This is a genomic window from Anaerotalea alkaliphila (genome assembly GCF_010179735.1).
Classification (GTDB): domain Bacteria; phylum Bacillota; class Clostridia; order Lachnospirales; family Vallitaleaceae; genus Anaerotalea; species Anaerotalea alkaliphila.
This window is the reverse complement of record NZ_JAAEEH010000006.1, coordinates 22,956-46,640: the sequence shown is the minus strand read 5'-3', so window position 1 is coordinate 46,640 and position 23,685 is coordinate 22,956. Positions and strand designations below refer to the sequence as shown.

At 57.1% G+C, this 23,685-nt stretch carries 22 protein-coding genes; 3 read left to right on the top strand and 19 right to left on the bottom strand.

What is annotated here, in order from left to right; genetic code table 11:
• Position 1: 1 nt before the first annotated feature.
• The 10 genes from GXN74_RS03515 to GXN74_RS03470 form a co-directional block, all read right to left on the bottom strand.
• Complete coding sequence (locus GXN74_RS03515) at positions 2 to 985, bottom strand: substrate-binding domain-containing protein (RefSeq protein WP_162369541.1); 984 nt, start codon at positions 983 to 985, stop codon at positions 2 to 4.
• A 39-nt stretch (positions 986 to 1,024) separates the two neighbouring features.
• On the bottom strand, positions 1,025 to 2,188 hold the full coding sequence (locus GXN74_RS03510) for a Gfo/Idh/MocA family protein (RefSeq protein WP_162369540.1): 1,164 nt from the start codon (positions 2,186 to 2,188) through the stop codon (positions 1,025 to 1,027).
• Positions 2,189 to 2,206: 18 nt separating this feature from the next.
• Complete coding sequence (locus tag GXN74_RS03505; RefSeq protein ID WP_246208574.1) at positions 2,207 to 3,127, bottom strand: sugar phosphate isomerase/epimerase family protein; 921 nt, start codon at positions 3,125 to 3,127, stop codon at positions 2,207 to 2,209.
• A gap of 273 nt (positions 3,128 to 3,400) precedes the next feature.
• A complete protein-coding gene (locus GXN74_RS03500; RefSeq protein ID WP_162369538.1) occupies positions 3,401 to 4,264 on the bottom strand; it encodes a helix-turn-helix domain-containing protein in 864 nt (287 codons plus the stop codon).
• Entirely contained in the window at positions 4,261 to 5,112 is an 852-nt protein-coding gene (locus GXN74_RS03495) for a class I SAM-dependent methyltransferase (RefSeq protein ID WP_162369537.1), read from the bottom strand. Before GXN74_RS03495 ends, GXN74_RS03500 begins: the two co-directional genes overlap by 4 nt.
• A gap of 81 nt (positions 5,113 to 5,193) precedes the next feature.
• Positions 5,194 to 6,081: a fructose bisphosphate aldolase gene (locus GXN74_RS03490; protein ID WP_162369536.1), complete on the bottom strand. Its 888-nt coding sequence runs from the start codon at positions 6,079 to 6,081 to the stop codon at positions 5,194 to 5,196.
• 201 nt (positions 6,082 to 6,282) lie between these two features.
• Positions 6,283 to 7,515 (bottom strand): tyrosine--tRNA ligase, encoded by a 1,233-nt coding sequence (gene tyrS / locus GXN74_RS03485; protein ID WP_162369535.1) that lies wholly within the window; start codon positions 7,513 to 7,515, stop codon positions 6,283 to 6,285.
• A gap of 96 nt (positions 7,516 to 7,611) precedes the next feature.
• Positions 7,612 to 8,142, bottom strand: coding sequence for a TetR-like C-terminal domain-containing protein (locus GXN74_RS03480; protein ID WP_162369534.1), 531 nt, complete (start codon positions 8,140 to 8,142; stop codon positions 7,612 to 7,614).
• Positions 8,139 to 8,576, bottom strand: a complete 438-nt coding sequence (locus tag GXN74_RS03475; RefSeq protein WP_162369533.1) for a flavodoxin domain-containing protein — start codon at positions 8,574 to 8,576, stop codon at positions 8,139 to 8,141. Before GXN74_RS03475 ends, GXN74_RS03480 begins: the two co-directional genes overlap by 4 nt.
• 45 nt (positions 8,577 to 8,621) lie before the next feature.
• Complete coding sequence (locus GXN74_RS03470; protein ID WP_162369532.1) at positions 8,622 to 9,614, bottom strand: helix-turn-helix transcriptional regulator; 993 nt, start codon at positions 9,612 to 9,614, stop codon at positions 8,622 to 8,624.
• A gap of 211 nt (positions 9,615 to 9,825) precedes the next feature.
• Here GXN74_RS03470 and modA point away from each other — a divergent pair, with 211 nt between their 5' ends.
• The 3 genes from modA to GXN74_RS03455 are packed head-to-tail and all read left to right on the top strand — an operon-like array spanning position 9,826 to position 12,396.
• Positions 9,826 to 10,644, top strand: a complete 819-nt coding sequence (gene modA / locus GXN74_RS03465) for a molybdate ABC transporter substrate-binding protein (RefSeq protein ID WP_162369531.1) — start codon at positions 9,826 to 9,828, stop codon at positions 10,642 to 10,644.
• 3 nt (positions 10,645 to 10,647) lie between these two features.
• Positions 10,648 to 11,319 (top strand): molybdate ABC transporter permease subunit, encoded by a 672-nt coding sequence (gene modB, locus GXN74_RS03460; protein WP_162369530.1) that lies wholly within the window; start codon positions 10,648 to 10,650, stop codon positions 11,317 to 11,319.
• 6 nt (positions 11,320 to 11,325) lie between these two features.
• Positions 11,326 to 12,396 (top strand): sulfate/molybdate ABC transporter ATP-binding protein, encoded by a 1,071-nt coding sequence (locus GXN74_RS03455; protein WP_162369529.1) that lies wholly within the window; start codon positions 11,326 to 11,328, stop codon positions 12,394 to 12,396.
• A gap of 8 nt (positions 12,397 to 12,404) precedes the next feature.
• On the opposite strand, the gene GXN74_RS03450 is transcribed toward GXN74_RS03455, so the two are convergent.
• From GXN74_RS03450 to GXN74_RS03415, 9 genes are all read right to left on the bottom strand, one after another.
• Positions 12,405 to 13,403 carry a LacI family DNA-binding transcriptional regulator gene (locus GXN74_RS03450; RefSeq protein ID WP_162369528.1) on the bottom strand — a complete coding sequence of 333 codons (999 nt, stop codon included), beginning with the start codon at positions 13,401 to 13,403 and terminating at the stop codon, positions 12,405 to 12,407.
• Positions 13,404 to 13,597: 194 nt separating this feature from the next.
• Complete coding sequence (locus GXN74_RS03445; protein ID WP_162369527.1) at positions 13,598 to 14,548, bottom strand: dihydrodipicolinate synthase family protein; 951 nt, start codon at positions 14,546 to 14,548, stop codon at positions 13,598 to 13,600.
• Between the two features lie 77 nt (positions 14,549 to 14,625).
• Positions 14,626 to 15,576, bottom strand: coding sequence for a dihydrodipicolinate synthase family protein (locus tag GXN74_RS03440; protein ID WP_162369526.1), 951 nt, complete (start codon positions 15,574 to 15,576; stop codon positions 14,626 to 14,628).
• Between the two features lie 108 nt (positions 15,577 to 15,684).
• Complete coding sequence (locus tag GXN74_RS03435) at positions 15,685 to 17,565, bottom strand: TRAP transporter permease (protein WP_162369525.1); 1,881 nt, start codon at positions 17,563 to 17,565, stop codon at positions 15,685 to 15,687.
• Positions 17,562 to 18,587 (bottom strand): TAXI family TRAP transporter solute-binding subunit, encoded by a 1,026-nt coding sequence (locus GXN74_RS03430; RefSeq protein WP_162369524.1) that lies wholly within the window; start codon positions 18,585 to 18,587, stop codon positions 17,562 to 17,564. Before GXN74_RS03430 ends, GXN74_RS03435 begins: the two co-directional genes overlap by 4 nt.
• A gap of 377 nt (positions 18,588 to 18,964) precedes the next feature.
• Positions 18,965 to 20,194 carry an NAD(P)-binding domain-containing protein gene (locus GXN74_RS03425; protein WP_162369523.1) on the bottom strand — a complete coding sequence of 410 codons (1,230 nt, stop codon included), beginning with the start codon at positions 20,192 to 20,194 and terminating at the stop codon, positions 18,965 to 18,967.
• Positions 20,195 to 20,197: 3 nt separating this feature from the next.
• Complete coding sequence (rbsK, locus tag GXN74_RS03420) at positions 20,198 to 21,088, bottom strand: ribokinase (protein WP_162369522.1); 891 nt, start codon at positions 21,086 to 21,088, stop codon at positions 20,198 to 20,200.
• A 102-nt stretch (positions 21,089 to 21,190) separates the two neighbouring features.
• Positions 21,191 to 21,325 (bottom strand): hypothetical protein, encoded by a 135-nt coding sequence (locus tag GXN74_RS14685; protein WP_281355202.1) that lies wholly within the window; start codon positions 21,323 to 21,325, stop codon positions 21,191 to 21,193.
• A 68-nt stretch (positions 21,326 to 21,393) separates the two neighbouring features.
• A complete protein-coding gene (locus GXN74_RS03415) occupies positions 21,394 to 23,673 on the bottom strand; it encodes an ATP-binding cassette domain-containing protein (protein WP_162369521.1) in 2,280 nt (759 codons plus the stop codon).
• Between the last annotated feature and the right edge of the window lie 12 nt (positions 23,674 to 23,685).

Genomic DNA, 23,685 nt, shown 5'->3' with positions numbered 1-23,685 from the left:
CTTACTGAATGAATTCGTCCACATTCTCTGGAGTGATCAGGATGAAGGGAACCCAGGAGATGACCTCCACCTCTTCACCCTGGGCCACATTCATAGCCTTCTCCATGGCGCCGCGGGCCTGTCCTTCCGCATCCTGGAACACGCTGCCGGCAAGGGTTCCTGCCTTGATTGCTGTCAATGCGTCCGTGGTGCCGTCGATTCCGATGACTTTGACGTCCATTCCTCTCGCCTGGGCCACATTCACCGCTCCCAAAGCCATTTCATCGTTGTTTGCGAAGATGGCCTGGATATCGTTGTTGTTTGCGGTCATCCAGTTTTCTGTCACGCTCATGGCCATGTCCCTTTGCCATTCCGCCGTTTGCGCGCCCACCACCTTTATGTCCGGATACTTGGACGCCAGCGTCTCTTCAACACCTTCCGTACGCTGCAGGGCACCTTCATGTGTCAAGGATCCCTGCAGGATGGCTACGTTACCGACGCCGCCCAGGAGTTCACCGATGTACTCCGCCTGGAATGTTCCGGCTTCCTTTTCGATGGATCCCACATAGTAGGTGCCTTCCGGGAAGTTCCCGTCCGGATGGGGGTTCGTGTTGCAGTAGACCAGAGGGATTCCGGCGTCCTGTGCCGCTTTTGTCATGGGCGCCGTAGCGCTTGTGTCGATGGGAAGCACCACCAATGCGTCCACACCTTGTGTCACGAATGTGTTGACCTGGTCCTGCTGCTTCACCACGTCGTTCTGTGCGTCGACCACGATGAGATCGATGTTGTTCTCCTGTGCGTAGGCGTTGGCCGCATCGATCAGATAGGTCTGGAACGTGTCGTTCACGTTCTTGGATGCGTAGCCGATGACGAGCTTGTCGTCGCTTCCGCCTGTTCCCGTGCCTGCTTCCCCACCTGTTTCCATGCCTGTTCCAGGATCCGGAGACCCACATCCTGTAACTCCCAGCATCAACACCGCCAACAACATTGCAATGATTTTTTTCATCAACTTGCCCTCCTTGATATTATGGTTTTATTTCTGTCTCTATTTGTAGTCGACCCAGACAGCGCCTTGGTCGGCCGACCGTACACAGTTCTCCACCCAGCGGACGCCTTCCAGGCCCGCATGGATGTCGGGGTACCAGAAGTCCACTCCCTGTCCCTCGTCCGCCGCCGTCATGGCCAGGGCGAAACGGTTGTAGAGGTTGCTCCAGGCCTCGAAAAGACCTTCGGGATGGCCGCCGCCGATCCTGTCTTCTGCCAGCGCTTCCGGATGCAGATAGCCCATGCCCCGCTCCAGGATCCTGACGGGTTCACCCTGGACTTCGAAACGCAGCTGGTTGGGCTGTTCGTCCCACCACTCCAGGCTGGCCTTCTCGCCGATCACCCGGATTTTCTGGCCGTGCATGGAACCGCAGTTCACCGCACAGGACCAGACCATGGCCACCGCACCGGTGTCGTACTCCATCAGGGTGTAGGCGTTGTCCTCCAGCGGCGCCCGGCTCTTGACGAAGCTCTGCCGGCTGCACATCAGCCGCTTGACCTTCAGGTCGGGAAGCATGACTTCCGCCAGGTACAGGGGGTGGGTCCCGATGTCCCCCAGCACGTAGCTGGGACCGGCGTATTTGGGGTCCACACGCCACTTGGTGCTGGGTGTGTTAGCTTCCACCGCCACATTGTGGAACCCGTGGGCGAACTGCATGTTCACGATGCGGACCGCTCCCAGCTCTCCGTTTGCGATCATCCGGCGGGCCTGGTCGATCAGCTGGTGTCCCGCGTAACCGTAGGTCACGCCCACGATCTTCTTCTGCGCGGCGGCTGTCCGCTCCAGCTCCTTCGCCTCCTCTGTGGTGAAGCACAGGGGCTTTTCGCAGACCACATGCAGTCCCGCCTCCAGGGCCGCTTTGGCGATCTCGAAGTGGGTGAAGTTGGGGGTCGCTATGGAAACCGCCTGGATCCCGTCCTCCCTGGCCGCCTCGGCGGCGAACATTTCCTTGTAGTCCTTGTAGCAGCGCTCGGGGGCCACATGCAGCCGGAGGCCGAAGTCCCTGCCCCGCTCGGCATCGATGTCGAAGGCTCCCGCCACCAAGTTGAAGTTGAAGTCCCGCAGGGCTGCGGAGCGGTGGATGTAGCCGATCTGGCTTCCCAGACCGCCGCCTACCATGCCCCAGCGGATGGGTTGTTCAAAATTGCTTGCTCCATATATCATCGTCTGTTCCTCCAGTGATCAATCGAATCCCACGCTCGCCAGATAATCCCGGCTTGCCTTCACGTCCCGCAGGCTGGTTTCCACGTTCCTTGGATCCCGCTCCTGCTCCACCGTTATGTAACCGGCGTAACCCATCTCCTGCAGCGTCCTATGGATGTCCTCGTAGGGAAGGACTCCCTTGCCGATGGGGCACATCACGCCTTTGGCGCAGGCATCGAAGAAACGGATCTTTTCGTTCATGACCTCGTCGTAGACCTTCCGGTCGATGTCCTTGAAGTGCAGGTAGTCGATCCGGTCCTTGTATTTCAGCAGCCATTCGATGGGGTCCATCTTGGAATAGTACAGGTGCCCCGTATCCAGGCAGAGCCCGGCGACTTCCTGGGGGATGTCCTTGGCCACCTGGTCGATCTCGTCTGCGAACTCGATGTAGCCTCCCGCATGGGGGTGCACCACGGTGCGCACGCCATAGGTCTCCCAGGCCAGCTTGGCGATTGCCCTGATGTGGTCCATCATCCTGTTCCAGGCCTCCTTGTTCAGCCGGGGTGCCCGGTCCGGATGGCCCGCCGCATAATCCCGGCCGTCATGCCCCCAGTCGATCACCACCAGGTACGGTGTCTTGAAACGCTGCCCCTCTTCCTGGGGCGGTTGGGGAAGCTTGGTCACCATGCCGCAGATGTCATGGGTCTGCCCGATCAGGTTTTGGAAGTTCTCCTCGCTTACCAGGTCATCGAAGATGGTTCCCGCGATGATGTTCAGTTTGTTTTCCGCCAGCACGCCCGCCACCTTTTCCAGCTCCATGGGGATGTAGCCGTAGGGTCCCAGTTCCATGCCGCTGTAGCCGGCCTCCGAGGCCTCTTTCAACACCCGCTCCCAGGGGGGCAGATAGGGATTCTTTGGATTGTCCACACCCCAGCAGCAGGGCGCTCCAGAAATTTTCATGCTCAATGCCGTTCCCCTTTCAACTCGTCGTCGTTTGCTTACACGTTGAATTATAGGCTATCCCCCCTCCGTTTACCTCCAGGATTTTGTCATTAGTTGCCATATTTATTGCGGCTTTTCCCATGTTTTCACAAACATCTGCACAGCAAAAACTACGGATTCTTGCTTTCCAAAGCAAAATGGACCAACTCCGTCTTGTTCCGGCCACGCCCAAAGAGCATTCTGGACATGCAAAAAGACGCCCGTAAAAAAGGGCGCCTCTCGGATGGCAGGTCATTCCGCGTTGATGTCTGTCCAGTATTTCCGGTACTTGGCCGGTGTCATGCCCACCATCTTCTGGAAGGCCGCATGGAAGTGGTTGGAGTTGTTGTAGCCCACCGTGACGGCGATGTTGGTGACGGATGCGTCGGTGTTGATGAGCAGGTTCTGGGCCTCCCCGATCCTCCGTCGGATCACGTACTGCATGGGGGAGAATCCCATGGCCTCCTTGAAGAGATGGGACATGTAATACTGGTTGATGTTCAGGTGTTCCGCGATTTGGGCAAGTGTGACCTCCTCCATGTAGTGCTTGTCCAGGAAGGCCTGGATGCGCTCGACCATCACCTTCTGTTCCGTCTGCATGGCGGCCGCCTGGATGTGCAGCAGGTCGTCGATCAGTACGATGGCCGCCCGGAGCAGGTAGTTGGCGAACTCCGCATCCCCCCGGTTGTCGGAGACGGTATGGCTGTGGATCATCCCAAGCAGCTGGTCGAACTCCTCGAAGCGGTCCCCCACGGCCACGACGGGTGTGGTGTTCTCGAAGGTGAAGTGGTTCAGGGGGCGGCCAGGAAGCCGCAGGCCGCTTACGGCGATTCCGTAGACGTTGAGGCTCTCGTTGGGGTTGGCAGTCTCGTCATGGACGACCCCCGCATCGTAGAGCAGCAGGTCCCCCTTCTTGGTTTCGAATTGCCTTCCCCCGATATGGTGGATGCCGGTGCCCGAGGTGATGAAGACCAGTTCAGCCCGGTCCTCGTGCATGTGCATCACCCGGGGCATGCCCCTGTGCCGCTCCTCCGTCCTGCAGGAATAAAGCAGGCGGGGCGGGGCATCCCCCTCGAACCGGGATGTGAAGCGGTGGTTGTTGAAGCATTGGATCATGATACCACCTCCGCCACCGCCACCCGCTCGATCTCCATGAGGCCGAGGTCTCGGTTCTTCGGCTTCAGATAGCGTTCCCGGAATACTTCCGCCCCCACATCCTCCTTCAGACCCAGGCCGAAGCCGGACAGGTAGGCTTCCATCCCGGTTTGGCTGAAGCCGGTCATGAACTGACGCATCATCAGCCTGTTCTCCGGATGGCGCTCGGGATGGTCGAACAGGTCCTGGAGCACGTAAGTGAACACCAGGCGGCTCCCCGGAGCCGCTGCCCCGACGAAGCGGAGGGTGTCTTCAAAGGCTTCCCTGGCGATGTACTGTGTGACCCCTTCCATGATGAAGAGGGTTTTGTCCGAAGGGTCGCACCTTGCTTTTTCCAGTTCCTCCCGGAGGTTCTGCCGGTCGAAATCGATAGGGACGAACCGCAGGTTGGACGGGAACTTGATGCCCGCTTGCCGCATGCGGCGCCTTTTTTCATCGATGACCTCCCGGGCGTCGATCTCATAGACCTTCAGGTCCTGGATCCCCTGGACCCGCAGCGCCCGGGTGTCATAGCCGGCGCCGAGATTGACCACCGTCTTGAAACCGTCTCTAATCGCGTCATCCAGGACGTCATCGATGTACCGGTTGCGGCAAAGGATGCCTCCCAGCACGCCGGGGGTGGAGCGTTCCCGGACGCCGACCATGTACCGCAGGACCCTTTTCGATTCCATCAGCTTGATCAGGAAGCGGAAGCTTGGCGGCAGCAGCAGCACGGAGTACCTGTCGTCGAAGATCCGTTCCTCCTTTTCGTACATGGCTTCCACCGCCTTCAGGAATGCGGTGCCTGCCGCCATCAGTGTGTGTTTCATGGGTCGTTCCTCCCTTCGGGATTGTTCTTCGAAAAAACCGGCAGGGGTGCGCCCCTGCCGGCAAATTGCCTCCTTGAATCGTCATGTGGTCGATGCCTGATAGATCTCCTGGATCGACCCGCCCAGCATCCTGTGGAACGCCTCGTCCGACTGCTGCACCGTCAAGCCTTCCAGCAAGGCCCGGGAGAAGCTGGCGATGAGCCCGGGATTCAGGGCCAGAAGCCTGACAGCCTCCTCCCGGCTGTAGCCGCCGGACAGGGCGACCACGCGCAACACGTGGGGATGGGCCACCAGGTCCGAGAAGAGCCCGGCCTGGTCGGGCAAGGTGAGCTTCAGCATGACGCGCTCCCCTTCCGGCAGCGCATCCAGGTGCTTCAACACCGCCGCCTTCATCAACAGCTCGCACTCCGCCTTGTCCTCGCTGTGGATGTCGATTTCAGGCTCCAGGATGGGGATCAGGCCGGCTGCCAGGATCCGCTTTCCGTATTCGAACTGCTGGTCCACGATCTTCCGGATGCCTTCCGGATTCGCCTTGTTGATGACGGAGCGCATCTTGGTTCCGAAGACCCTGTTCTTCACCGCCCGGTCCAGCTTGTCGTCCAGGTCGGTGATGGGCTTCATGAGCCTGACCCCTTCCTCCTCGTCGGCCAGGCCCTTGTCCACCTTGAGGAAGGAAAGGATCCCCTTTTTCTCCCAAAGGTAGTCCACCGTGGGCATCCCCTCGATCGTACGGTCCATGGTCTGCTCGAACAGGATCGCCCCCAGGATATGCTCGGATGTGAAGGCCGGGCTGGTGATGACCCTGGACCGCATGGCATGCACAAGTTCGAACATCTCGTCCTCGCTGCCGTACTGCTCCTTGGGTATCCCGTAGCCCGCAAGGGTTTTCGGCGTGCTGCCGCCGCTTTGGTCGAGGGCCGCGATGAATCCCGGACCGGTTCCCATGATTTCCACTTGTTTCTTGTTCATGTGACGCACCTCTTTTCTTGGCAATCCGCATGATGGAAATAATCCTGATTTACCTTCATCTTATACCCAAAAAACAGGAATGTCAAACCGACTTCACCCTATCCCGGCCTCCTCCACCGCATAGGGCCACCTTCCTCCACGCGCCTTGTCAACCTTTCCATGCCGTCACCCCTTCCTTGCCATGGGTTGGCGGCTGGCCCTTCAACGGCCGGACGCCAGGACCGCTTTGTGGAATTTCTTCTTGCCCTTGCGTATTTTGACCCCATCTTCCAGCCGTCCCCTTTCCAGTCGGCTGTCGATGGACGCCACCCTTTCCTCGCCGATGAACACGCCCCCTTGCCGGACCAGCCGCCTGGCATCGCTCTTGGACAGGGCCAGTTCACACAGGACCAGCAGGTCAACAACATGGATTGCTCCATCCTTCAGCTGTGCCTCCGGAATCTCGGTCGTTGGGATATGGGAATCGTCGGTGCCGTCCGCAAAAAGCGCATGGGACGCCGCTCTCGCCTTCCCGGCCTCCTCTTCCCCATGGACCAGCTCCGTCAACGCATAGGCAAGTATTTCCTTGGCCTCGTTCAACCGGCTGCCTTCCCATCCATCCATTTCCTCGATCCGTTCAAGGGGCAGGAAAGTCAGCATGCGGATGCATTTGAGCACATCCGCGTCCGCCACATTCCTCCAGTACTGGAAGAATTCGAAGGGCGTTGTCTTCTCCGGGTCCAACCAGACCGCCCCCCTTGCCGTTTTCCCCATCTTGCTGCCTTCCGCATTCATCAGGAGGGTGATCGTCATGGCGTAGGCATCTTCCCCCAGTTTTCTACGGATCAGTTCCCGGCCGCCCAGCATGTTGGACCACTGGTCGTCGCCTCCGAACTGCATGTTGCAGCCGTAATGCTTGTGCAGGTGCAGGAAGTCGTAGGACTGCAAGACCATGTAATTGAACTCCAGGAAGGACAACCCGGTTTCCATCCGATGCCTGTAGCATTCCGCACGCAACATGTTGTTGACGGAGAAACAGGCGCCGATCTCCCGTATGAATTCCATGTGGTTCAAGTCCAGCAGCCAGTCCGCATTGTCCACCAGGATGGCCTTGTCCTCTCCGAATTCGATGAACCGCTCCATCTGCCTTTTGAATCGCCTGCAATTGTTCCGGATCGTTTCCGGCGTCATCATGTTCCTCAAATCCGTCCGGCCCGACGGGTCGCCGATGTATCCGGTGCCGCCCCCCAGGAGGACGACCGGCTTGTTGCCAGCCATCTGCAGCCGCTTCATCAGACACAGCGCCATGAAGTGGCCTACATGGAGGGAATCCGCTGTTGGATCGAAACCGATGTAAAATGTCGCCTTCCCTCCGTTGACCAGTTCCCTGATTTGCTCTTCGTCCGTGACTTGGGCGACCAGGCCCCTGGACTTCAATTCCTCGTAAATTTCCATTTTCCTCTTCCTCCAAGAATCAATTATAGGAGAAATTATAACGGACACCACAGCAAACACAAGTCACAAAAGGCCGGATGTGTGTCCCTGATCCAGTCAGCCGATATGGCGCAGGATGTCCCCGGGCAACGTCCGCTTCAGCAGGGAAGCCAACCGTGCCTTGTCCATCTTCATGCCCCCCAGAAGCCATTCGATGATGCAGTCCGTCCCGCCTCGGGCTGCGATTTCGATGGCGAACCGCATGTCTTCCGTCTGCGTGTCCACGCCCTTTCCGGCAAGATATTCCTCGAAGGTCCTTTTCGTCAGCAGGATGTCGCAGGCACGCAGTCCGTTGACGTCACGGCTTTCATACGCGTTTTTCAGCACGGGATGCTTTTCTTCATAGATTTCCAGATGGCTCAACAAAGCCTCTTCCCATCCCACCCCCTCCTTGATCCTTCCGAAGCTCCCCTCGTACAGCCGGGCGAAATACCAGGCCGCAAGGTCGTACTTGTCCTTGAAATTCCGGTAGAAGGTTTTTCTAGAAACCGATGCACAGGCAACGATTTCACTGACCGGAATATCGTCCAGGTTCTTGCACGCCAGCAGCGCTTCCAGGGCTCCTGCCAGCTTCTCCTTGCTGTTCATCCCGGGAAGGACTGCTGCACGGAGGCCACCAAAGTTCTCGCATATGCCGCCGCGCGGTCCAGGTCCTGCTTGTTGGGATGCCCCAACCCCAGGAACAGGAAGGCGCCCCGGCAGAGGAACTCCTCCAAAACCACCTCTATGCCCTTCCTTTCCAGCGCTTCCCTTGCCTCCTCCTGCTTCATTCTCCTGCTGGCGCAGGAGGTGACCAGTGCCGCCTTCCTCACCCTACTTCCGTCAAGCTTTTCCAGATAATCCAGCATCCTAGGGTCGCCTTTTCCCCCGTAGATCCCTCCCACCACAAAGAGGAGGTCTGCGCCGTCAATGACGGGATTGGATCTGATGTCCTCCGCCCGGATCCCCAATTCCCTTGCAATGGACTCCGCGATTTTCCTTGAATGTCCGGTTTTGGACAAATATGCCACTCTACAGTTCATTCCTTCTACACCTCCAACTGTCGGACCGTTGGTTTGCTGCCTCCATCAAGTTTCCGCCACGATGTTTCCCATTTCACTGATGTCATACCCACCGATGCCCATGAATTCCATTCTGAACGCTTCCGAGCGGAGGATCTCCAGCATCGCCTGGATCTGGGGCATGCCCATGTCTTCTTTCCTGACCACCAGTTCGTACCGCTCCTTCTGCAGGGGTATGAAGTCGATTCCGTCCACCTGGCGGGCGACCTTCTCGCTGCCGACCGCCACATCCGCCCCTCCCCTAGCGACCGTGCTCGCGGCCGTAAAATGCGATTGGGACTCCCGGCTGTAGCCCTTGATCGAACTCCCATAGATCCCCAACAAGCGCAGGTGTTCATCCAGCAGCACCCTGGACCCGGCCCCTTTTTCCCGGTTGATCATGGTGATGTCCTGGCGTTTCAGGTCGGCCCATGTGGTGATGTTCTTGGGGTTGCCTTTGGCCACGTAGAAGCCCTGCATCCTGTTGGTGAGGTGGATGATGACGGCCCGGATTCCGGGAAGCAGCCGCCGCACATAGGGGACGTTGTATTGCCCCGTATCCCCGTCCCACAGATGGGCGGAAGCGACTTGGATGTCTCCAAAATACAAGGCGGTAAGGCTGTTGTAGCTTCCGATGTAGGACCGGAGGGCGGGCCCTCCATAGGGATGGTGTTCGACATAATTCGACAGCACATCCAACATGATGTCCTGGCCGCAGATGACGAAATTCCCGGCAGGGGCCTCCTGGTTCGACTTCGGCTGCCGTCTGGCCTCCCAGTCGGCTTCCTGTGCTTGGGGACGTTCGACAAGGCTGCGTTGTCCACTTGGGACCTGCGCGCCGGGCTGGATGTTCTTGGACCGGGCGATGTAATCCTCCACGTCACCCAGCGTGAAGCGGATCTTCCGGCCCACCTTGTAGGAATTGATTTCGCCCCGCTTGATCAGCTCATACACCGTATTCTTCGCGATCTTCAGTAGGTCCGCGACATCCTGCGCGGTAAGGGCATTTTGGTTTTCCATAGAATCAACCTTTCAGAACATATTTGTTATGATGGTTTGGATTATATCACGTTTCGTCATGTTTTGCAACTTTCAGTTCGCTTTCGCTTGACTTTCAACGGGTTCATGCTTATAATGTGCCTATCGTTACGAAAACTCAATTTAACACTTCGTTTGGTTTATTTTCGTTTATCTACACCATGTCAACTGTTAGACGAAAGGAGATTCCATTATGAAAAAGAAGCTGATCGCACTATTGCTCCTCGCAGCCGTCGTCGGCTCCACCGGATGTGCCGCCCAACAGGCAAGCGCTCCATCCGCAAACGCTCCCGCGTCAACCGGAGGCACCGCGGCGCAGGAAAAGGCCGAACTGACCATTGCCGCAGCCTCCAGCCTGACGAACGCCTTTACGGAAATGGGCGAAGCCTTCGAAGCCGCCAACGGCTGCACCGTCACCTTTTCCTTCGGCTCCACAGGGACGCTTTCCGAACAGGTCACGAACGGCGCTCCCTTCGACGTGTTTGCCGCAGCGAACGAAAGCGATGTCACCGCCCTTGACGAAAAAGGACTCCTCCTGTCCGACACGGTCCAGGTTTATGCCATGGGCCGCCTCGGCATAGCGACATTGAAGGCTGGCGGTTTTGAAGCGGCCACCATGGAAGACCTGACGGACCCGGGCATCAAGGTCATCGCCATCGCAAATCCCGAACACGCACCCTACGGTCTGGCCGCAAAGCAGGCAATGGAGTCTGCGGGGCTGTGGGAGACCCTGGAACCCAAGTTGGTTTACGGAAAGAACATTTCAGAGACCCTCTCCTACCTGACCACCGGGAACGCGGATGCGGCTTTCATCTCCCTGTCCCTCGACGACGGGGAAACGCTGGACTTCCATCTGGTGGATGCGGATGCCCACGAGCCCCTCAGGCAGGCAATGGCCGTCGTCGGGAACACGGGGAACGAAGAACTTGCCAGAAAATTTGCCGAACACGTGAACAGCCCCCAAGGCCAGGAATTGATGGGCCGGCACGGTTTCATGGCCCCAGGGGAGTAGCCTATGGATACCCTCAACCTCTTTCCCCTCTACCTTTCGTTCCGTGTGGCCTCCACCGCAACACTCGTCGGTTTCCTGTTCGGCCTTCCCGTCGCCTGGTTCCTAAGCAGAGGGCGCGGGAAGGCCGTCGATTTCCTCGACACCTTGACCAATCTCCCCGTCGTGCTGCCTCCCACCGTCCTCGGCTACTATCTGCTGGTCCTGCTGGGAAGGCAATCCCCCCTGGGGGCCTTCCTGGAAGACACCTGGGGCGCGCGGATCGTGTTCACCCCCACGGGGGCCATCATCGCATCCACCGTCGTCTCCATCCCCTACCTGATCAAGGCCGCAAAAACCGCTTTCCTCGAAATAAACGAGGATTACCTGAACGCCGCCAGACTGCTGGGCCGCAATGAATTCAACATATTCGTCACCATTGTCATGCCCATCGCATGGCGGGGGATCGTTGCAGGAACCACCATGTCCTTCGTCCGGGCTCTAGGCGACTTCGGCACCACCCTGATGGTCAGCGGCAGCATCCCCGACAAGACGATGACCATGCCCATCGCCATTTACGACGCGCTGCAGGCCGGTGACAAGGCCATGGCCAACCTGCTGGTCCTCATCATGACCGGCATCGCCGTCACCGTCCTGTTCACCATCAACCTGCTGGAAAGGAAAATGAGAAAGGGGTGAACAACCATGCTGGAAGTATCCATCAGGAAAACCTTCGGTAAATTCACGCTCCAAACCTCCTTCACCGCCGAAAAAGGGGTTTTGGGCATCCTGGGCTCCTCCGGCTGCGGCAAGAGCATGACCCTGAAGTGCATCGCCGGCCTCCAGAAGCCCGACAGCGGCAGCATCCTCCTCAACGGCAAGCCCTTGTTCTCTTCCGGCTCCAACCTGGATGTTCCGTCCCGGAAGCGCAACATCGGCTACGTGTTCCAGAACTACGCGCTTTTTCCCCATCTGACAGTCAGCCAAAACATCGCCTACGGCCTCGGGCATCTGGACAGGACGCAGCACAAGGCGAAAGTCGCCAGCATGGTCCAACGGATGCAGCTCTCCGGCCACGCGCACCACTACCCCTTCCAGCTCTCCGGGGGACAGCAGCAGCGGTGCGCCCTGGCAAGGACACTGGTCACCGAGCCCGACCTGCTTCTGCTGGACGAACCCTTCTCGGCTCTGGACACCCACATCAAACACCTCCTGGAAAAGGAGTTGATCCAGATCATCCAGGAGAATTTCGACGGCATCGTCCTGCTTGTGACCCACAACATCGAGGAGGCCTACCGGATCTGCGACCGGATCATGGTCATGGACCAGGGCCGGAACCTCCAGATCGGGGCCAAAGAAGACATCATCAGCAACCCCGTCAGCCTGACGGCCGCCAGGATCACCGGCTGCAAGAACCTCTTTGACGTGCGCGTCCTGGAGGAACACGAAGGCCACGTCCTCCTTGAAGCGGGCCAGCTTGTCTTCAAGGCGCAAAAAAACCATACGCCTGTCTCCAGGCATATGGTTGCGGGCATCCGGGCCCACCACCTTCGGCTGCATTCCGGAGTGTCCCATAAGGAAAATGTTTTCGAATGTGAAGTCGTCGAAAAGGTGGAGGGAGTATTCTCTACGACGCTCCAGGTGGATTGCCGCGGCCTGCTGTTCCAGTTGGAGATCGCAAAGGCTTCCTGCCCCCACCTGACCGGAACGGACCGCGGCAGGCTGCGGCTGCACATCCCGATGAAACGGGTTTTCCTCATGGAACCGGAGGTTTGAGGGCTGTACTATGTGGTTTCCCTTTCAACCAGGGAAACCTTCAGGACGACATGCTGGAGCGCCGGCTTGTGCTGGGGGTCCGCTTCAATCTCCTCGATCACCATTTGCGTGACTCCCCTCCCCATTTCAACGGCCGGTATTTCCATGGAGGTCATCGCAGTCTCAAGCATGCCTCCAATCGAATGGCCGGTGAGACTCATAACCTTTATTTTGCCTGGAACCGGTATCCCTCTCTCCTTCAGCGCCCTGATCACGCCGATCCCTTGCATGTCCACCGATGTGAGAACCCCATCGATCTCCTTGCAGTCCTCCAGCAGTCTGGCCACCCCCTGGTAGCCCCCTTTGAAATAGTCCCCCTTGGGGACGTTGGACTCGACCACATGTTCTTCATACCCGAACTCCTTGATGGCCTTGCGGTAGCCCCGATACCTTTCCTTGTATGGGACTATTTCCATCGGGCCGTTGATCAGACCAACCTGTTTGCACCCCTTGCCGATCAGGTACTTCGTGCCTTCATAGCCTGACTTGAAGTAATCCGCTACAATGCTGCTGATGGTTTCGTCCTGCTTCCTGACCAGCTGCACGACTGGAATCCCATTGCATTTGACATCCCTAATCAGGCGTTTATGCTTGCCGGTTGACGCAATCACAATCCCGTCGACAAAACCGTTCCTCAATCGCTGGATGCATTCCTCTTCCGATTCCGGACTGTCCTCCGTATTGCAGATCATCACCCCATAGCCGAATCTGCGCGCCTCAATCTCAATCCCCTGCACGATTTCCCCGAACACGCTCAAGTTGATGCTGGGAATGACGACACCGACCGTATGGCTTTTCCCCTGTCTCAATCCTTTTGCCAGCAAGTTGGGACGGTAACTCAATTGTTGGACCGCATCCAATATTTTCTCCTTTGTGTCCGGATGGACATAGGAGACATTGTTCAATGCCCTAGAGACCGTGCTGACATCCACATTGGCAAGTCTTGCGACATCCTTCAAAGTAGCCATCTTCCCTCAACTCCTTTCAACACAAACGTTTGCGGTGTTGTGCAATCGTTTGTATCCCTTTGACATCAATATAGCACCGGGGCGTCCTGTTGTCAATCTCCCGCGCCGTTCCCGCACCTGGAACCTGTTCAATACAGCAAAACGGCATGCGCTTTGACACACATGCCGTTCTCCTTTCCCTGCTGGCCTTCCGTTTACTTCAGCTCCACCTTGCCCGCGGTGCTGTTCTTGAGCCCTTCCCGAATCAGTTCCTTTTCCTCGTCGTCCAGCGGAAGGACGGGCAGCCGCATCAGCGCCGAGGAGAAGAGTCCCCGCTGCATGAGCGCTTCCTTCATCCTGGCATGGGCTTCCCCGGAGGGCTGTCCGCCGCCGTAGATGGCGAAGGAGATGGGATAGATCAGGTCGTCGTATCTCCTGATTTCCTTGAAGTCTCCCGCCTTCATGGCCTTCCATGCTTCCGTGATCAGCTCGGGGATGCAGCCTGCGAATCCGATCAGTGCGCCGTCCATTCCGGGGAACATGGAGGTCAGCAGCGTTTCGTCGTGGCATGTGATCAGGGACACCTCCGGCGCCTTTTCACGGAGCACACGGATGTCATGTTCGTAGAGGGGGGTCACACGGGTTCCCATCTTGATCGCCTTCACATGCTCGATCTCGTTCGCCATCTTCACCAGGGTCTCCACCGGATAGAAGGCCTTCGTGTACGCAGGGTACAGGTGGATGATGATGTCGATGTCCGCGCCTTCAGCCACGTCGTTGACATACTTGAACGGAGCGTCCGGATGCATCCCGAAGCGCAGCCACATGTGGGGGGGCATCAGCAGAATGCCGTCCGCGCCCGCTTCCTTGGCTTCCCTTGCCATCTCGATGGATTCCGCGGTGTTCTCGCAATTGATTCCGGAGATGATCATCACCTGGTCTCCAACCTCGTCCGCAACGATCTCCACCACCTGCTTCCGCTCCGCTCTCGTCAGGGAGGTGATTTCCCCCGTATGTCCGTTGCAGACCAGGCCGCCGATCTCGTCGAACTCCGCCAGCCACTTCACGTATTTCCGCAGCTCTCCTTCATTGATGCTGTAGTCCTCGTTCAGGGGAATTGAAATTGCCGGGAAAATCGTTTTCCAGTTGATCACTTTTTTTCTCATCGGTTGTTCTCCTTTTCTATAGGTTTGCGCAATGTGCAATCGTTTGTAGTTTTATCCTGAAAATACGGGGTGTCCGCTTACTTCAGCTCCACCTTGCCTGCGGTGCTGTTCTTGAGGCCATCCCGGATCAGTTCCTTTTCCTCGTCATCCAGGGGCAGGACGGGCAGCCGCATCAGCGCCGAGGAGAAGAGTCCCCGCTGCATGAGCGCTTCCTTCATCCTGGCATGGGCTTCCCCGGAGGGCTGTCCGCCGCCGTAGATGGCGAAGGAGATGGGATAGATCAGGTCGTCGTATCTCCTGATTTCCTTGAAGTCTCCCGCCTTCATGGCCTTCCATGCTTCCGTGATCAGCTCGGGGATGCAGCCTGCGAATCCGATCAGTGCGCCGTCCATTCCGGGGAACATGGAGGTCAGCAGCGTTTCGTCGTGGCATGTGATCAGGGACACCTCCGGCGCCTTTTCACGGAGCACACGGATGTCATGTTCGTAGAGGGGGGTCACACGGGTTCCCATCTTGATCGCCTTCACATGCTCGATCTCGTTCGCCATCTTCACCAGGGTCTCCACCGGATAGAAGGCCTTCGTGTACGCAGGGTACAGGTGGATGATGATGTCGATGTCCGCGCCTTCAGCCACGTCGTTGACATACTTGAACGGAGCGTCCGGATGCATCCCGAAGCGCAGCCACATGTGGGGGGGCATCAGCAGGATGCCGTCCGCGCCCGCTTCCTTGGCTTCCCTGGCCATCTCGATGGATTCCGCGGTGTTCTCGCAGTTGATTCCGGAGATGATCATCACCTGTTCTCCAACCTCGTCCGCAACGATCTCCACCACCCGCTTCCGCTCCGCTCTCGTCAGGGAGGTGATTTCCCCCGTATGGCCGTTGCAGACCAGGCCGCCGATCTCGTCGAACTCCGCCAGCCACTTCACGTATTTCCGCAGCTCACCTTCGTTGATGCTGTAGTCCTCGTTCAGGGGGATTGAAATTGCCGGGAAAATCGTTTTCCAGTTGATTGCCTTTTTTCTCATCGGTTGTTCTCCTTTTCCTACTGGTCTGTGTCTTTTTGGTTTCTATATGGAACCCACCGCATTGTCCATGCGGCCGGTTACGAACAGTGCCATCTCTGCCGGCCGGCCTTACAATTGGACGACCTTGACCTTCTTGTTGACTGCGGCTCCAATCAGTATGGCGACCGCCATGATTACGATTCCAACCAGGTCCGTATAGCCACCCGGCATCATCAGGACGAATCCGGCCACCAGGAGCAAAACACGCTGAAGCCGGTTGATCCGGACGATCAGACATCCCTCCAGGGCAGCCACCAGCGAAAGGATTCCCAGCACGGCTGTGATGCAGGCGACTGTGGTCGCAAGAATCGAGCTGGTCTCATGCAGCAGCAGGGCCGGTGAAGTGATGAAGATGAAGGGAACGATATATGCCACAATACCAAACCGGAATGCCCTGAACCCCGTCTTGTTGGGGTCGGCTTTCGCGATGGCCGCCGCCGTATAGGCAGTAAGCGCTACGGGAGGGGTTATCGCTCCCAGACAGGAGAAGATGAACACGAACATGTGTGCCGCCAGGGGAGTGGCTCCCATATCCGCCAGCGGAGGCGCCAGAACAGCCGCAAGGATGATGTAGACCGCGGTGGGGGGCATCCCGCAACCCAGTATGATGGCCACGATGGCAACCAGAATCGCCCCGATGTAGATGTTGCCTCCTGTGATGCTGATCAGCTGATAGGACAGTTTCGCACCAATTCCCGTCATCGACAGCACCCCCACAATCAGACCCGCGCAAGCGCAAGTGGCTGCGATTGCAACACCTCCGGAACCTCCCTCGTACAACGCCTGCAGGACCTTCTTGATTGTCGGACGGTACTCCGGTTGGGCGAAGGCCACCAGGAGGATGGAACCTACACAATATACGGATGCCTTAGCCGGGCTGAGGCCGCTTGCAATCAAGAGGACCAGGACGAGGATGGGGATGGCGTTCAACAACCGTTTTCCTAATACCGAGCTTATGGGAGGAAGCTCTTCTTTCTTCAACCCCTTGATGCCGGACATGATGGCGATGCTGTCCACCGAAAGCATGATGGAGAAATAGTACAACAACGCGGGCATGATGGCGGCCTTTGCGATCGTCGCATAAGGCAGTCCCAGGTACTGGGCCATGATGAATGCGCCGGCCCCCATGATTGGAGGGGCGAACATGCCGCCTGTGGAGGCGACCGCTTCCACCGCAGCCGCTTCATAATCCTTGTATCCCGTCTTTTTCATGAGCGGTATCGTAAAGGAACCTGTAGTGACCACATTGGCCGCCGGACTCCCGGAGATCATCCCCATCAGTCCACTGGCCAGCACAGCCGTTTTTGCCGGTCCTCCCCGATACTTGCCGGTGACGGAAAACGCGAAGTCCACAAACCATTGCCCCGCTCCGAACTTCTCCAGGAACGCACCGAACACGATGAAAACCATGATGTAGGTGGCGGCGATCCCCACCGGCGTTCCGAAAATCCCTTCCGTGGACACATACATGAATGTGACGATTCTTGTCCAGGTTTCTCCCCGGTGGACCAGAAAACCTGGCATGTAGGGTCCGAAGTACGCATAAAGCAGGAATACCGCCGAAATGATGCTCAGGATTTTGCCCGTGGTCCGCTGGGCTGCGATGAGGACCAGGATGATCATGATCGTACCCATCACCACATCCGTTGCGGGCACGGCGCCCGTCTTCATTATCCGGGCATCCCAGACCATGATGATGTAGATGCCTGCCGCAATCAGGCTGATTGCCAGGGCCAGGTCCACCGCTTTCGTCCAACCGTTCGTCTTTCCCCGGAAGGTCAGCGGGATGGTGATGAACACGGTCGGGACCAGGAGTGTAAGCAGCAGGGACCTTTGGATAATCAGCGAGGTGGACCCGAACGCCGCAAAGTACAGGAACAGCGCCGAGCATGCGACCAGAGACACTTTCGTATAGTATTCAGGGACCGCTTTTGCAAATTGTTTTATCAATCCATCACACCTACTTCTTTAAAGTATTTGATTGCTCCTGGATGAAAATCGATTGGAGATCCTTTTACCGCTTCCTCCACCGACAATCCCAGGGCGGCCGGATGGGATTCCTTGATTTTGTCCACATTCTCGAAAAAGGCTTTTGTAATCTCATAAACCAGACCTTCCGAAAGGTCTGCGCTGCACACGATCATGTTCGAAACGAAGATTGTCTTGATTTCTCCGCCTGTCCCATAGATATCTTCCGCCAGGACGACTTCACTGTAATAAGGGTATTTCTCCAACAGGCTTTGTCTCACGTCATCTTCAATCGAAAGAAGCAGCATGTCTTTTTCGCGTGTCGCCTTCAGTTCCTGGATTGCGGATGCAGGCGCCGCCGACTGTACGACCACCGCATCGACCGTTCCGTCCGTCAGGGCGGTTATCCCGTCCGAATAGGTGACATAACTGGGATTGAAATCGTTCGCCCCGATCCCGTACTCGGCAAAGACTTCCAGGGCCATGGAAATCCCCGCGCCACCGGCAGGTCCCAAAACAACCCGTTTCCCCTTGAGGTCCCCTATGGTCTCGATGCCCGTGGACCTCAGTGTCACCACATGGAAAACCCCTTTCGACAATCCGTTGGCGATTGCCCTTACGGAAGGAGCGGCGGTTTCATAGGGCGCCGTCCCTTGGATGGCCGCATATGCCAGGGAGGACTGTGTAATGGCCAGGTCTACGCTCTTGTTTTCAATCAGCGTATTGTTTTCGGTCGCTCCTCCTGTCACCTGGGCATTCGTGTTTATTCCCAATACGTCTCCAATGATCTGGGACATTGCGATGCCGATGGGATAGTAAGCGCCGCCTGTGCCCGCGGTACCGATTGTCAGGAACTTCGGATAGGCTTCTTTCTCTGTTTCTTTCCCTATTCCTTCCGTCTGGCCTCCATCGGGCGAAACGCTCCCGCCGGTATCCTTCGATCCGCATGCAGCCAAAACGCCAAGAGACAACAGCAATGACAGCAACACCAATACTTTTCTCATAATTCACACCCCTTTTAAGCAAGTTTCATGGTACCGACGCAAACTTCCCTTTGCCTCCTTTTCAAATTTTCTGCAATCGATGTTCTATGTGCAATCGATTGTAGTTACTTGACATCAATATAGCACCCTGAAAGTCAGATGTCAATATTACACAGGCCATCCGCAATTTATTGCAGAATTTAGGTTATTATTGCCAGGCCCTGTGATTCTTTAACGATAAACAATACACAATCCCAGAGGAAGAACTGCCAGGTCTATAGGCAAAATCTCTGGACAGAGGGAACCGAGTTGCATTGAAAGCAAAAAAGCCGCCGGTTGTCCAGCGACCTTTTCAGTATTGCAAACAGCATACCAAAATTTTCAATGCAAGTTGACGTTCATCCCCAGGATGCGATGTGTGACGCAATATGGCCGGCATCTTCGCCGACCCCCATAAGCAATCCGGATTTTTGCTTGTAAAGGTAAGGCATTCCGACAAAATACAGTCCGGCGAATTCCGTGACCCCCCTTTTCTGGATTGGAAATCCAGCTTCGTCCAAAACCGGCAGCTTCACCATGGAGTAATCAAAGGAAAAACCCTGCGCCCAGATGATGGAACCGATGTTTTCTTTCACCAGGTCCAGTTCCCTGAGTTCCGCCACAGCATAGCCATCCCGCAATTCCGGCAGTGTCTCTGGTGGCACGTCCAATCCTTGACGCAGGATATGGGCATCAATCGCCTTGATGACATCGGCCTCAATCCGGTCTGTCTTTGCCAGGCTCTCCTTCAGGTCCCCCGCAAACAAGACCCTTTCCTTGTCGCCATCGATGGCATGCCCAAGCAGCTGGACGCCATCCCGAACAAATTGGTGGAGATTGATTGCATGGCCACCTTTTGTGCCGGAGAGATGCGGGTTGGCCGCAAACCTGCTCTTCGGGGAGTCCAGCATGTCGACTGTGCGGTCGAAGAATCCGATTTCATTCAGCCAGAACACGATATCCTTGCCGCGGTAGCGGCGCGGGACCCGCCCGGCGCCCCCTACGGCAAGAAACACCTTGCGGCCATCCTTGTAAAGCTCCTCTGCGATTTGTGCGCCGGATTGCGCAGAACCGATGACCAGGACGGCTCCAGACGGCAGCTGCTTTGGATTCCGATACTGCGTGGCGTGGATTTGCAGGACCCTCGAAGAGATTTTTTCCCCAAACGGGGTGATTTTCGGGCCTTGAAACAGGCCTGTCGCGACCACTACGTTTTTTGCGATGAGCGGTTCCTGGTCCGTCTGTACGGTGTACCCTTCTCCATCCGGCCGGGCACTGATTCCGGTGACACGAATTCCATGGCGGATCGGGAGGCCGTACGCGGTGATGTAATTTTCGAAGTACGCCACAAGCTCATCCCGCTGCATGAAGCCATCCGGGGCATCCCCGTCGTAGAAAGCGCCGGGCATCCTGATGCTCCAGTTTGGGGTCAAGAGCGTGAACGAGTCCCAGCGGAAATTGCGCCAGGCGTTGCCGGCCTGTGCCGCCTGCTCCAGGATCACATGATCGATGTTCCGCTGTTTAAGGAAATAGCTGGTCGCCAGTCCCGCCTGGCCACCGCCGACAATTGCCGTATGCACAGTCTTCATCTTCTACCTTCCCTCCATCGCTTTCCTTACTTCCCCGTCCGTGGGCATGCCCCCCTGGGCGCCGAACCGCTCCGTCGACAGGCTGGCTGCCACATTGGCGTATTCCAAAGCGGACTTCAGATCCGCACCCATTGCGATCCGCAGCGTAAACGCGCCGTTGAGCGTATCCCCCGCCCCTGTCGTGTCCACCACATGGGCTTTTCTGGCCGGAACCAGCACCACGGTCCCATCCTCCAGGCAGGCGCTGACACCCTTGGACCCCTGGGTGATGAGGAGTTTGCCCGGATACCGTTTCAGCAGCTCTTCCGTGGACAATTCCGTGCCGAACAGGATGGCGGCTTCGTGCTCATTCGGGGTCAGGTAGGTTGCCTTCTCTATGGTCTCCTTTTTCAACGGAACCGCAGGCGCCGGATTCAGCACGACCTTGACCTGGTGTCTTGCGCATAGGTCGACCACATACTCCACGGTTTCCATGGGAATCTCCTGCTGCAGCAGCACGATGTCCGATTCCAGCAAAGGCCCCCTGATCCGGTCCACATAAGCCTTGTCCACCATGCCGTTGGCTCCCGGAACCACCACGATGGCGTTGTCGTCCTCCCCGACGGTTATGAACGCGATTCCAGTCGGAATGTTCTCCACGACCATGATATGGGATGTTTCCACACCCACCGATTTCAAATTCTCCAACAGATTCTTCCCCGTTTCATCGTCCCCTACGCAGCCGAACATCTCGACCTGTGCGCCCAGTTTCGCCATGGCGACGGCCTGATTGGCCCCTTTTCCCCCTGGAATATGATGGATTTCACTGCCGTGCACCGTCTCCCCCTTCAAAGGGATCCTTTCCGCAACGACAGTCATGTCCATATTGATGCTCCCAACAACCGATACCTTCATAAGCTTCCCCTCCCCATACATTTTCACCATACCCCAGTCGACGGTTTTTTGCAACAAAAAAAGCCACCGGTTGTCCAGCGGCCTTTTCAGCATTGCAGCAGGCTATCTAACCCCTGCGGAGGGCACATCGATGACAAGTCCCGCGGAGGGTACATCGATGACGAGCTTGGAGTCCATTGTCGGCAGGATTGCCAGAATTGCGGCAATTGCCAGAATGGAGAGGATCCTCTTTTTCATTCGTTTTCTCCTTATCTATTTGGTGTGATTCCGCGCATCTTTGCGTGCACCGGATCAGGATAATTTTATCACAGCCGGAGCTGTGTGGCAAGCGCCTGCAGCATGTTCAGATATTTGCCGGTATGGCTTCTCTCGCAAGACAGAAGGTCTTGCGGGGTACCCTCAAACAGGATTTCACCGCCTTCGGATCCGCCCTCCGGTCCCAAATCTATGATCCAGTCCGCATGCTTGATGATGTCCAGATTGTGCTCGATGACAACGACCGTGTTGTCCTCATCCACAAGGCGCTTCATGATCGAGAGGAGCCGTTCAATGTCCGCCATGTGCAGTCCGGTCGTCGGTTCGTCCATGACATATATTTTGCCCCTCTTGTGCAGTTCAGAAGCCAGTTTGACCCGCTGCGCCTCCCCACCCGACAGGGTGCTCAACGGTTGGCCCAAGGCAAGGTAACCCAGGCCCACATCGCACAGGATGTTCAATTTACGGGTGATTCCCGGATTCTCGAAGAACGTCCGCAAGTCCTGGATGCTTGTGGTCAGGACATCATGGATGCTCTTCCCCCTGTATTGCAGGGAAAGGACCTCTTCGGTATATCTTTTCCCCTGGCATTCCTCGCATGTGACCTTCACGTCATCCATGAAGTGCATCTCATAGCTGATTGTGCCCAATCCGCTGCACTTGGGACATGCTCCCTTTGAATTGAAACTGAATAGGGACGGGGGCGCATCGGTGCCCTGGCCGAATTCCTTCCGGATCAAGTCGAAAACCCCCAGATAGGTGGCCGGATTCGACCGCACGTTTTTTCCCAAGGGGGACTGGTCGATGACGACCGCTTCCTTGTTTTCTCCCAGAAAAACCTCGTTGATCAGGCTGCTTTTCCCCGAACCGGCAACCCCTGTGATGCATGTCAGCACACCCTTCGGTATTTTTGTGGAAACGCTCTTGAGGTTGTGCAGCGTCGCGTTGCTGATTTCAATGCAATCGTTCCAGGGTTTCCTCGTCCCTTGGATGCCGCTTCGCTTCTTCAGATATTCGCTGGTCGGTCCTCCGGAATGCAGCAGCCCTTCCACAGGGCCGGCGTAGACGATCCCGCCCCCGTCGGCACCTGCTCCCGGACCGATGTCGACCACGTAGTCGGCGGCTCCGATGATGTCCGGATCGTGCTCAACGACAAGCAGGCTGTTGCCCTTTTCCTTCAGTCTGTTCAGCATGCCGACCAGCCGGTCCGTATCTCTCGGATGGAGGCCCACGGAGGGTTCGTCCAGGATATACATCAGCTCCACAAGGTCGCAGTCCAGTTGCCTAGCCATCTTGACCCGTTGGCTTTCTCCCCCCGACAGGGTTGCGACCGGCCTGTTCAGCGACAGGTAGCCGACACCGATTTCAATGAGATGGGAAAGGATCTGCCTCATCTTCGCCACGATGGGCCGGGCGACATCGCCCCCAACGGCTTCCAGGAACCCATCCAGCGCGACGAGCTCCATCTGGACCAGCTCTGGAATCGTCTTCCCGTTCACCCGGACACCCCTTGCCTTCTCGTTGATCCTTGACCCTCCGCAAGAGTCGCACGCGGAGTATCGGAAATACTTCTGATAGGCGTCCTTTTGGGTGATGGAGCGTTCCGCCGGCGCCTTGTCCAGATAGGTCCGCTCAAGCCTGCGGGCGATGCCTTCAAAGTGCTTGGCGTAGGTCCCGGCACCATGGGGTTTGGTGATGGGAACCGCCTCCGCGTATAGCAGGTCCTGCAGTTCCTCTTCCGTGTACTCCTTGAGCTTCTTGTCGACGTCGAACAGGTTGATCCCTACCATCTCACGCCAGTTCCATCCCCCGACCTTGTGGTCCGGGTGGGTGATGGCGCCCTCTCGGATCGTCTTGTCCCTATCCAGCAGCTGGTCCACGTCAACCTTGATCCGCACGCCAAGGCCGTTGCAGTCCGGACACATGCCGGAGGGATGGTTGAATCCGAATACGAAGGACGGGCCGATGAAGGCATCCCCGCACCTCGAAAAAAGGAGCCGCAGATAGGTGTATAGTTCCGTTGCCGTTCCGACAGTGCTTCTCAGCGTGGTTCCCATTCGTTTCTGGTCGATGACGATGGCGGTGGAAAGGTTTTGTATGCCATCCACATCCGGCCGGGAGAGTTTTGGCATGCGCGCGCGGGCGAAGGAAGAGAAGGTTTCCACAAGCTGCCGCTGGGCCTCCGTGTAGATCGTATCAAACACCAGGGATGATTTTCCGGAACCGGATACCCCTGTAAAAACGACCAGTTTGTTTTTGGGGATTTCCAGGGAGATGCTCTTCAGGTTATGTGTCCTCGCATTGTTGATGATGATCCTATCATGTCTCATGCCGACCTCCTA

Excerpts from the sequence above, each read along its gene's own strand:
- GXN74_RS03430 (WP_162369524.1), bottom strand. The coding sequence starts at position 18,587 with ATGAGAAAAGTATTGGTGTTGCTGTCATTGCTGTTGTCTCTTGGCGTT.
- GXN74_RS03515 (WP_162369541.1), bottom strand. The coding sequence starts at position 985 with ATGAAAAAAATCATTGCAATGTTGTTGGCGGTGTTGATGCTGGGAGTT.
- GXN74_RS03480 (WP_162369534.1), bottom strand. The coding sequence starts at position 8,142 with ATGAACAGCAAGGAGAAGCTGGCAGGAGCCCTGGAAGCGCTGCTGGCG.
- GXN74_RS14685 (WP_281355202.1), bottom strand. The coding sequence starts at position 21,325 with ATGAAAAAGAGGATCCTCTCCATTCTGGCAATTGCCGCAATTCTGGCA.
- GXN74_RS03470 (WP_162369532.1), bottom strand. The coding sequence starts at position 9,614 with ATGGAAAACCAAAATGCCCTTACCGCGCAGGATGTCGCGGACCTACTG.
- GXN74_RS03475 (WP_162369533.1), bottom strand. The coding sequence starts at position 8,576 with ATGAACTGTAGAGTGGCATATTTGTCCAAAACCGGACATTCAAGGAAA.
- GXN74_RS03415 (WP_162369521.1), bottom strand. The coding sequence starts at position 23,673 with ATGAGACATGATAGGATCATCATCAACAATGCGAGGACACATAACCTG.
- modA (WP_162369531.1), top strand. The coding sequence starts at position 9,826 with ATGAAAAAGAAGCTGATCGCACTATTGCTCCTCGCAGCCGTCGTCGGC.
- GXN74_RS03425 (WP_162369523.1), bottom strand. The coding sequence starts at position 20,194 with ATGAAGACTGTGCATACGGCAATTGTCGGCGGTGGCCAGGCGGGACTG.
- GXN74_RS03450 (WP_162369528.1), bottom strand. The coding sequence starts at position 13,403 with ATGGCTACTTTGAAGGATGTCGCAAGACTTGCCAATGTGGATGTCAGC.
- tyrS (WP_162369535.1), bottom strand. The coding sequence starts at position 7,515 with ATGGAAATTTACGAGGAATTGAAGTCCAGGGGCCTGGTCGCCCAAGTC.
- GXN74_RS03505 (WP_246208574.1), bottom strand. The coding sequence starts at position 3,127 with ATGAAAATTTCTGGAGCGCCCTGCTGCTGGGGTGTGGACAATCCAAAG.
- GXN74_RS03445 (WP_162369527.1), bottom strand. The coding sequence starts at position 14,548 with ATGAGAAAAAAAGTGATCAACTGGAAAACGATTTTCCCGGCAATTTCA.
- GXN74_RS03455 (WP_162369529.1), top strand. The coding sequence starts at position 11,326 with ATGCTGGAAGTATCCATCAGGAAAACCTTCGGTAAATTCACGCTCCAA.
- modB (WP_162369530.1), top strand. The coding sequence starts at position 10,648 with ATGGATACCCTCAACCTCTTTCCCCTCTACCTTTCGTTCCGTGTGGCC.
- GXN74_RS03510 (WP_162369540.1), bottom strand. The coding sequence starts at position 2,188 with ATGATATATGGAGCAAGCAATTTTGAACAACCCATCCGCTGGGGCATG.
- GXN74_RS03495 (WP_162369537.1), bottom strand. The coding sequence starts at position 5,112 with ATGAAACACACACTGATGGCGGCAGGCACCGCATTCCTGAAGGCGGTG.
- rbsK (WP_162369522.1), bottom strand. The coding sequence starts at position 21,088 with ATGAAGGTATCGGTTGTTGGGAGCATCAATATGGACATGACTGTCGTT.
- GXN74_RS03500 (WP_162369538.1), bottom strand. The coding sequence starts at position 4,264 with ATGATCCAATGCTTCAACAACCACCGCTTCACATCCCGGTTCGAGGGG.
- GXN74_RS03440 (WP_162369526.1), bottom strand. The coding sequence starts at position 15,576 with ATGAGAAAAAAGGCAATCAACTGGAAAACGATTTTCCCGGCAATTTCA.
- GXN74_RS03490 (WP_162369536.1), bottom strand. The coding sequence starts at position 6,081 with ATGAACAAGAAACAAGTGGAAATCATGGGAACCGGTCCGGGATTCATC.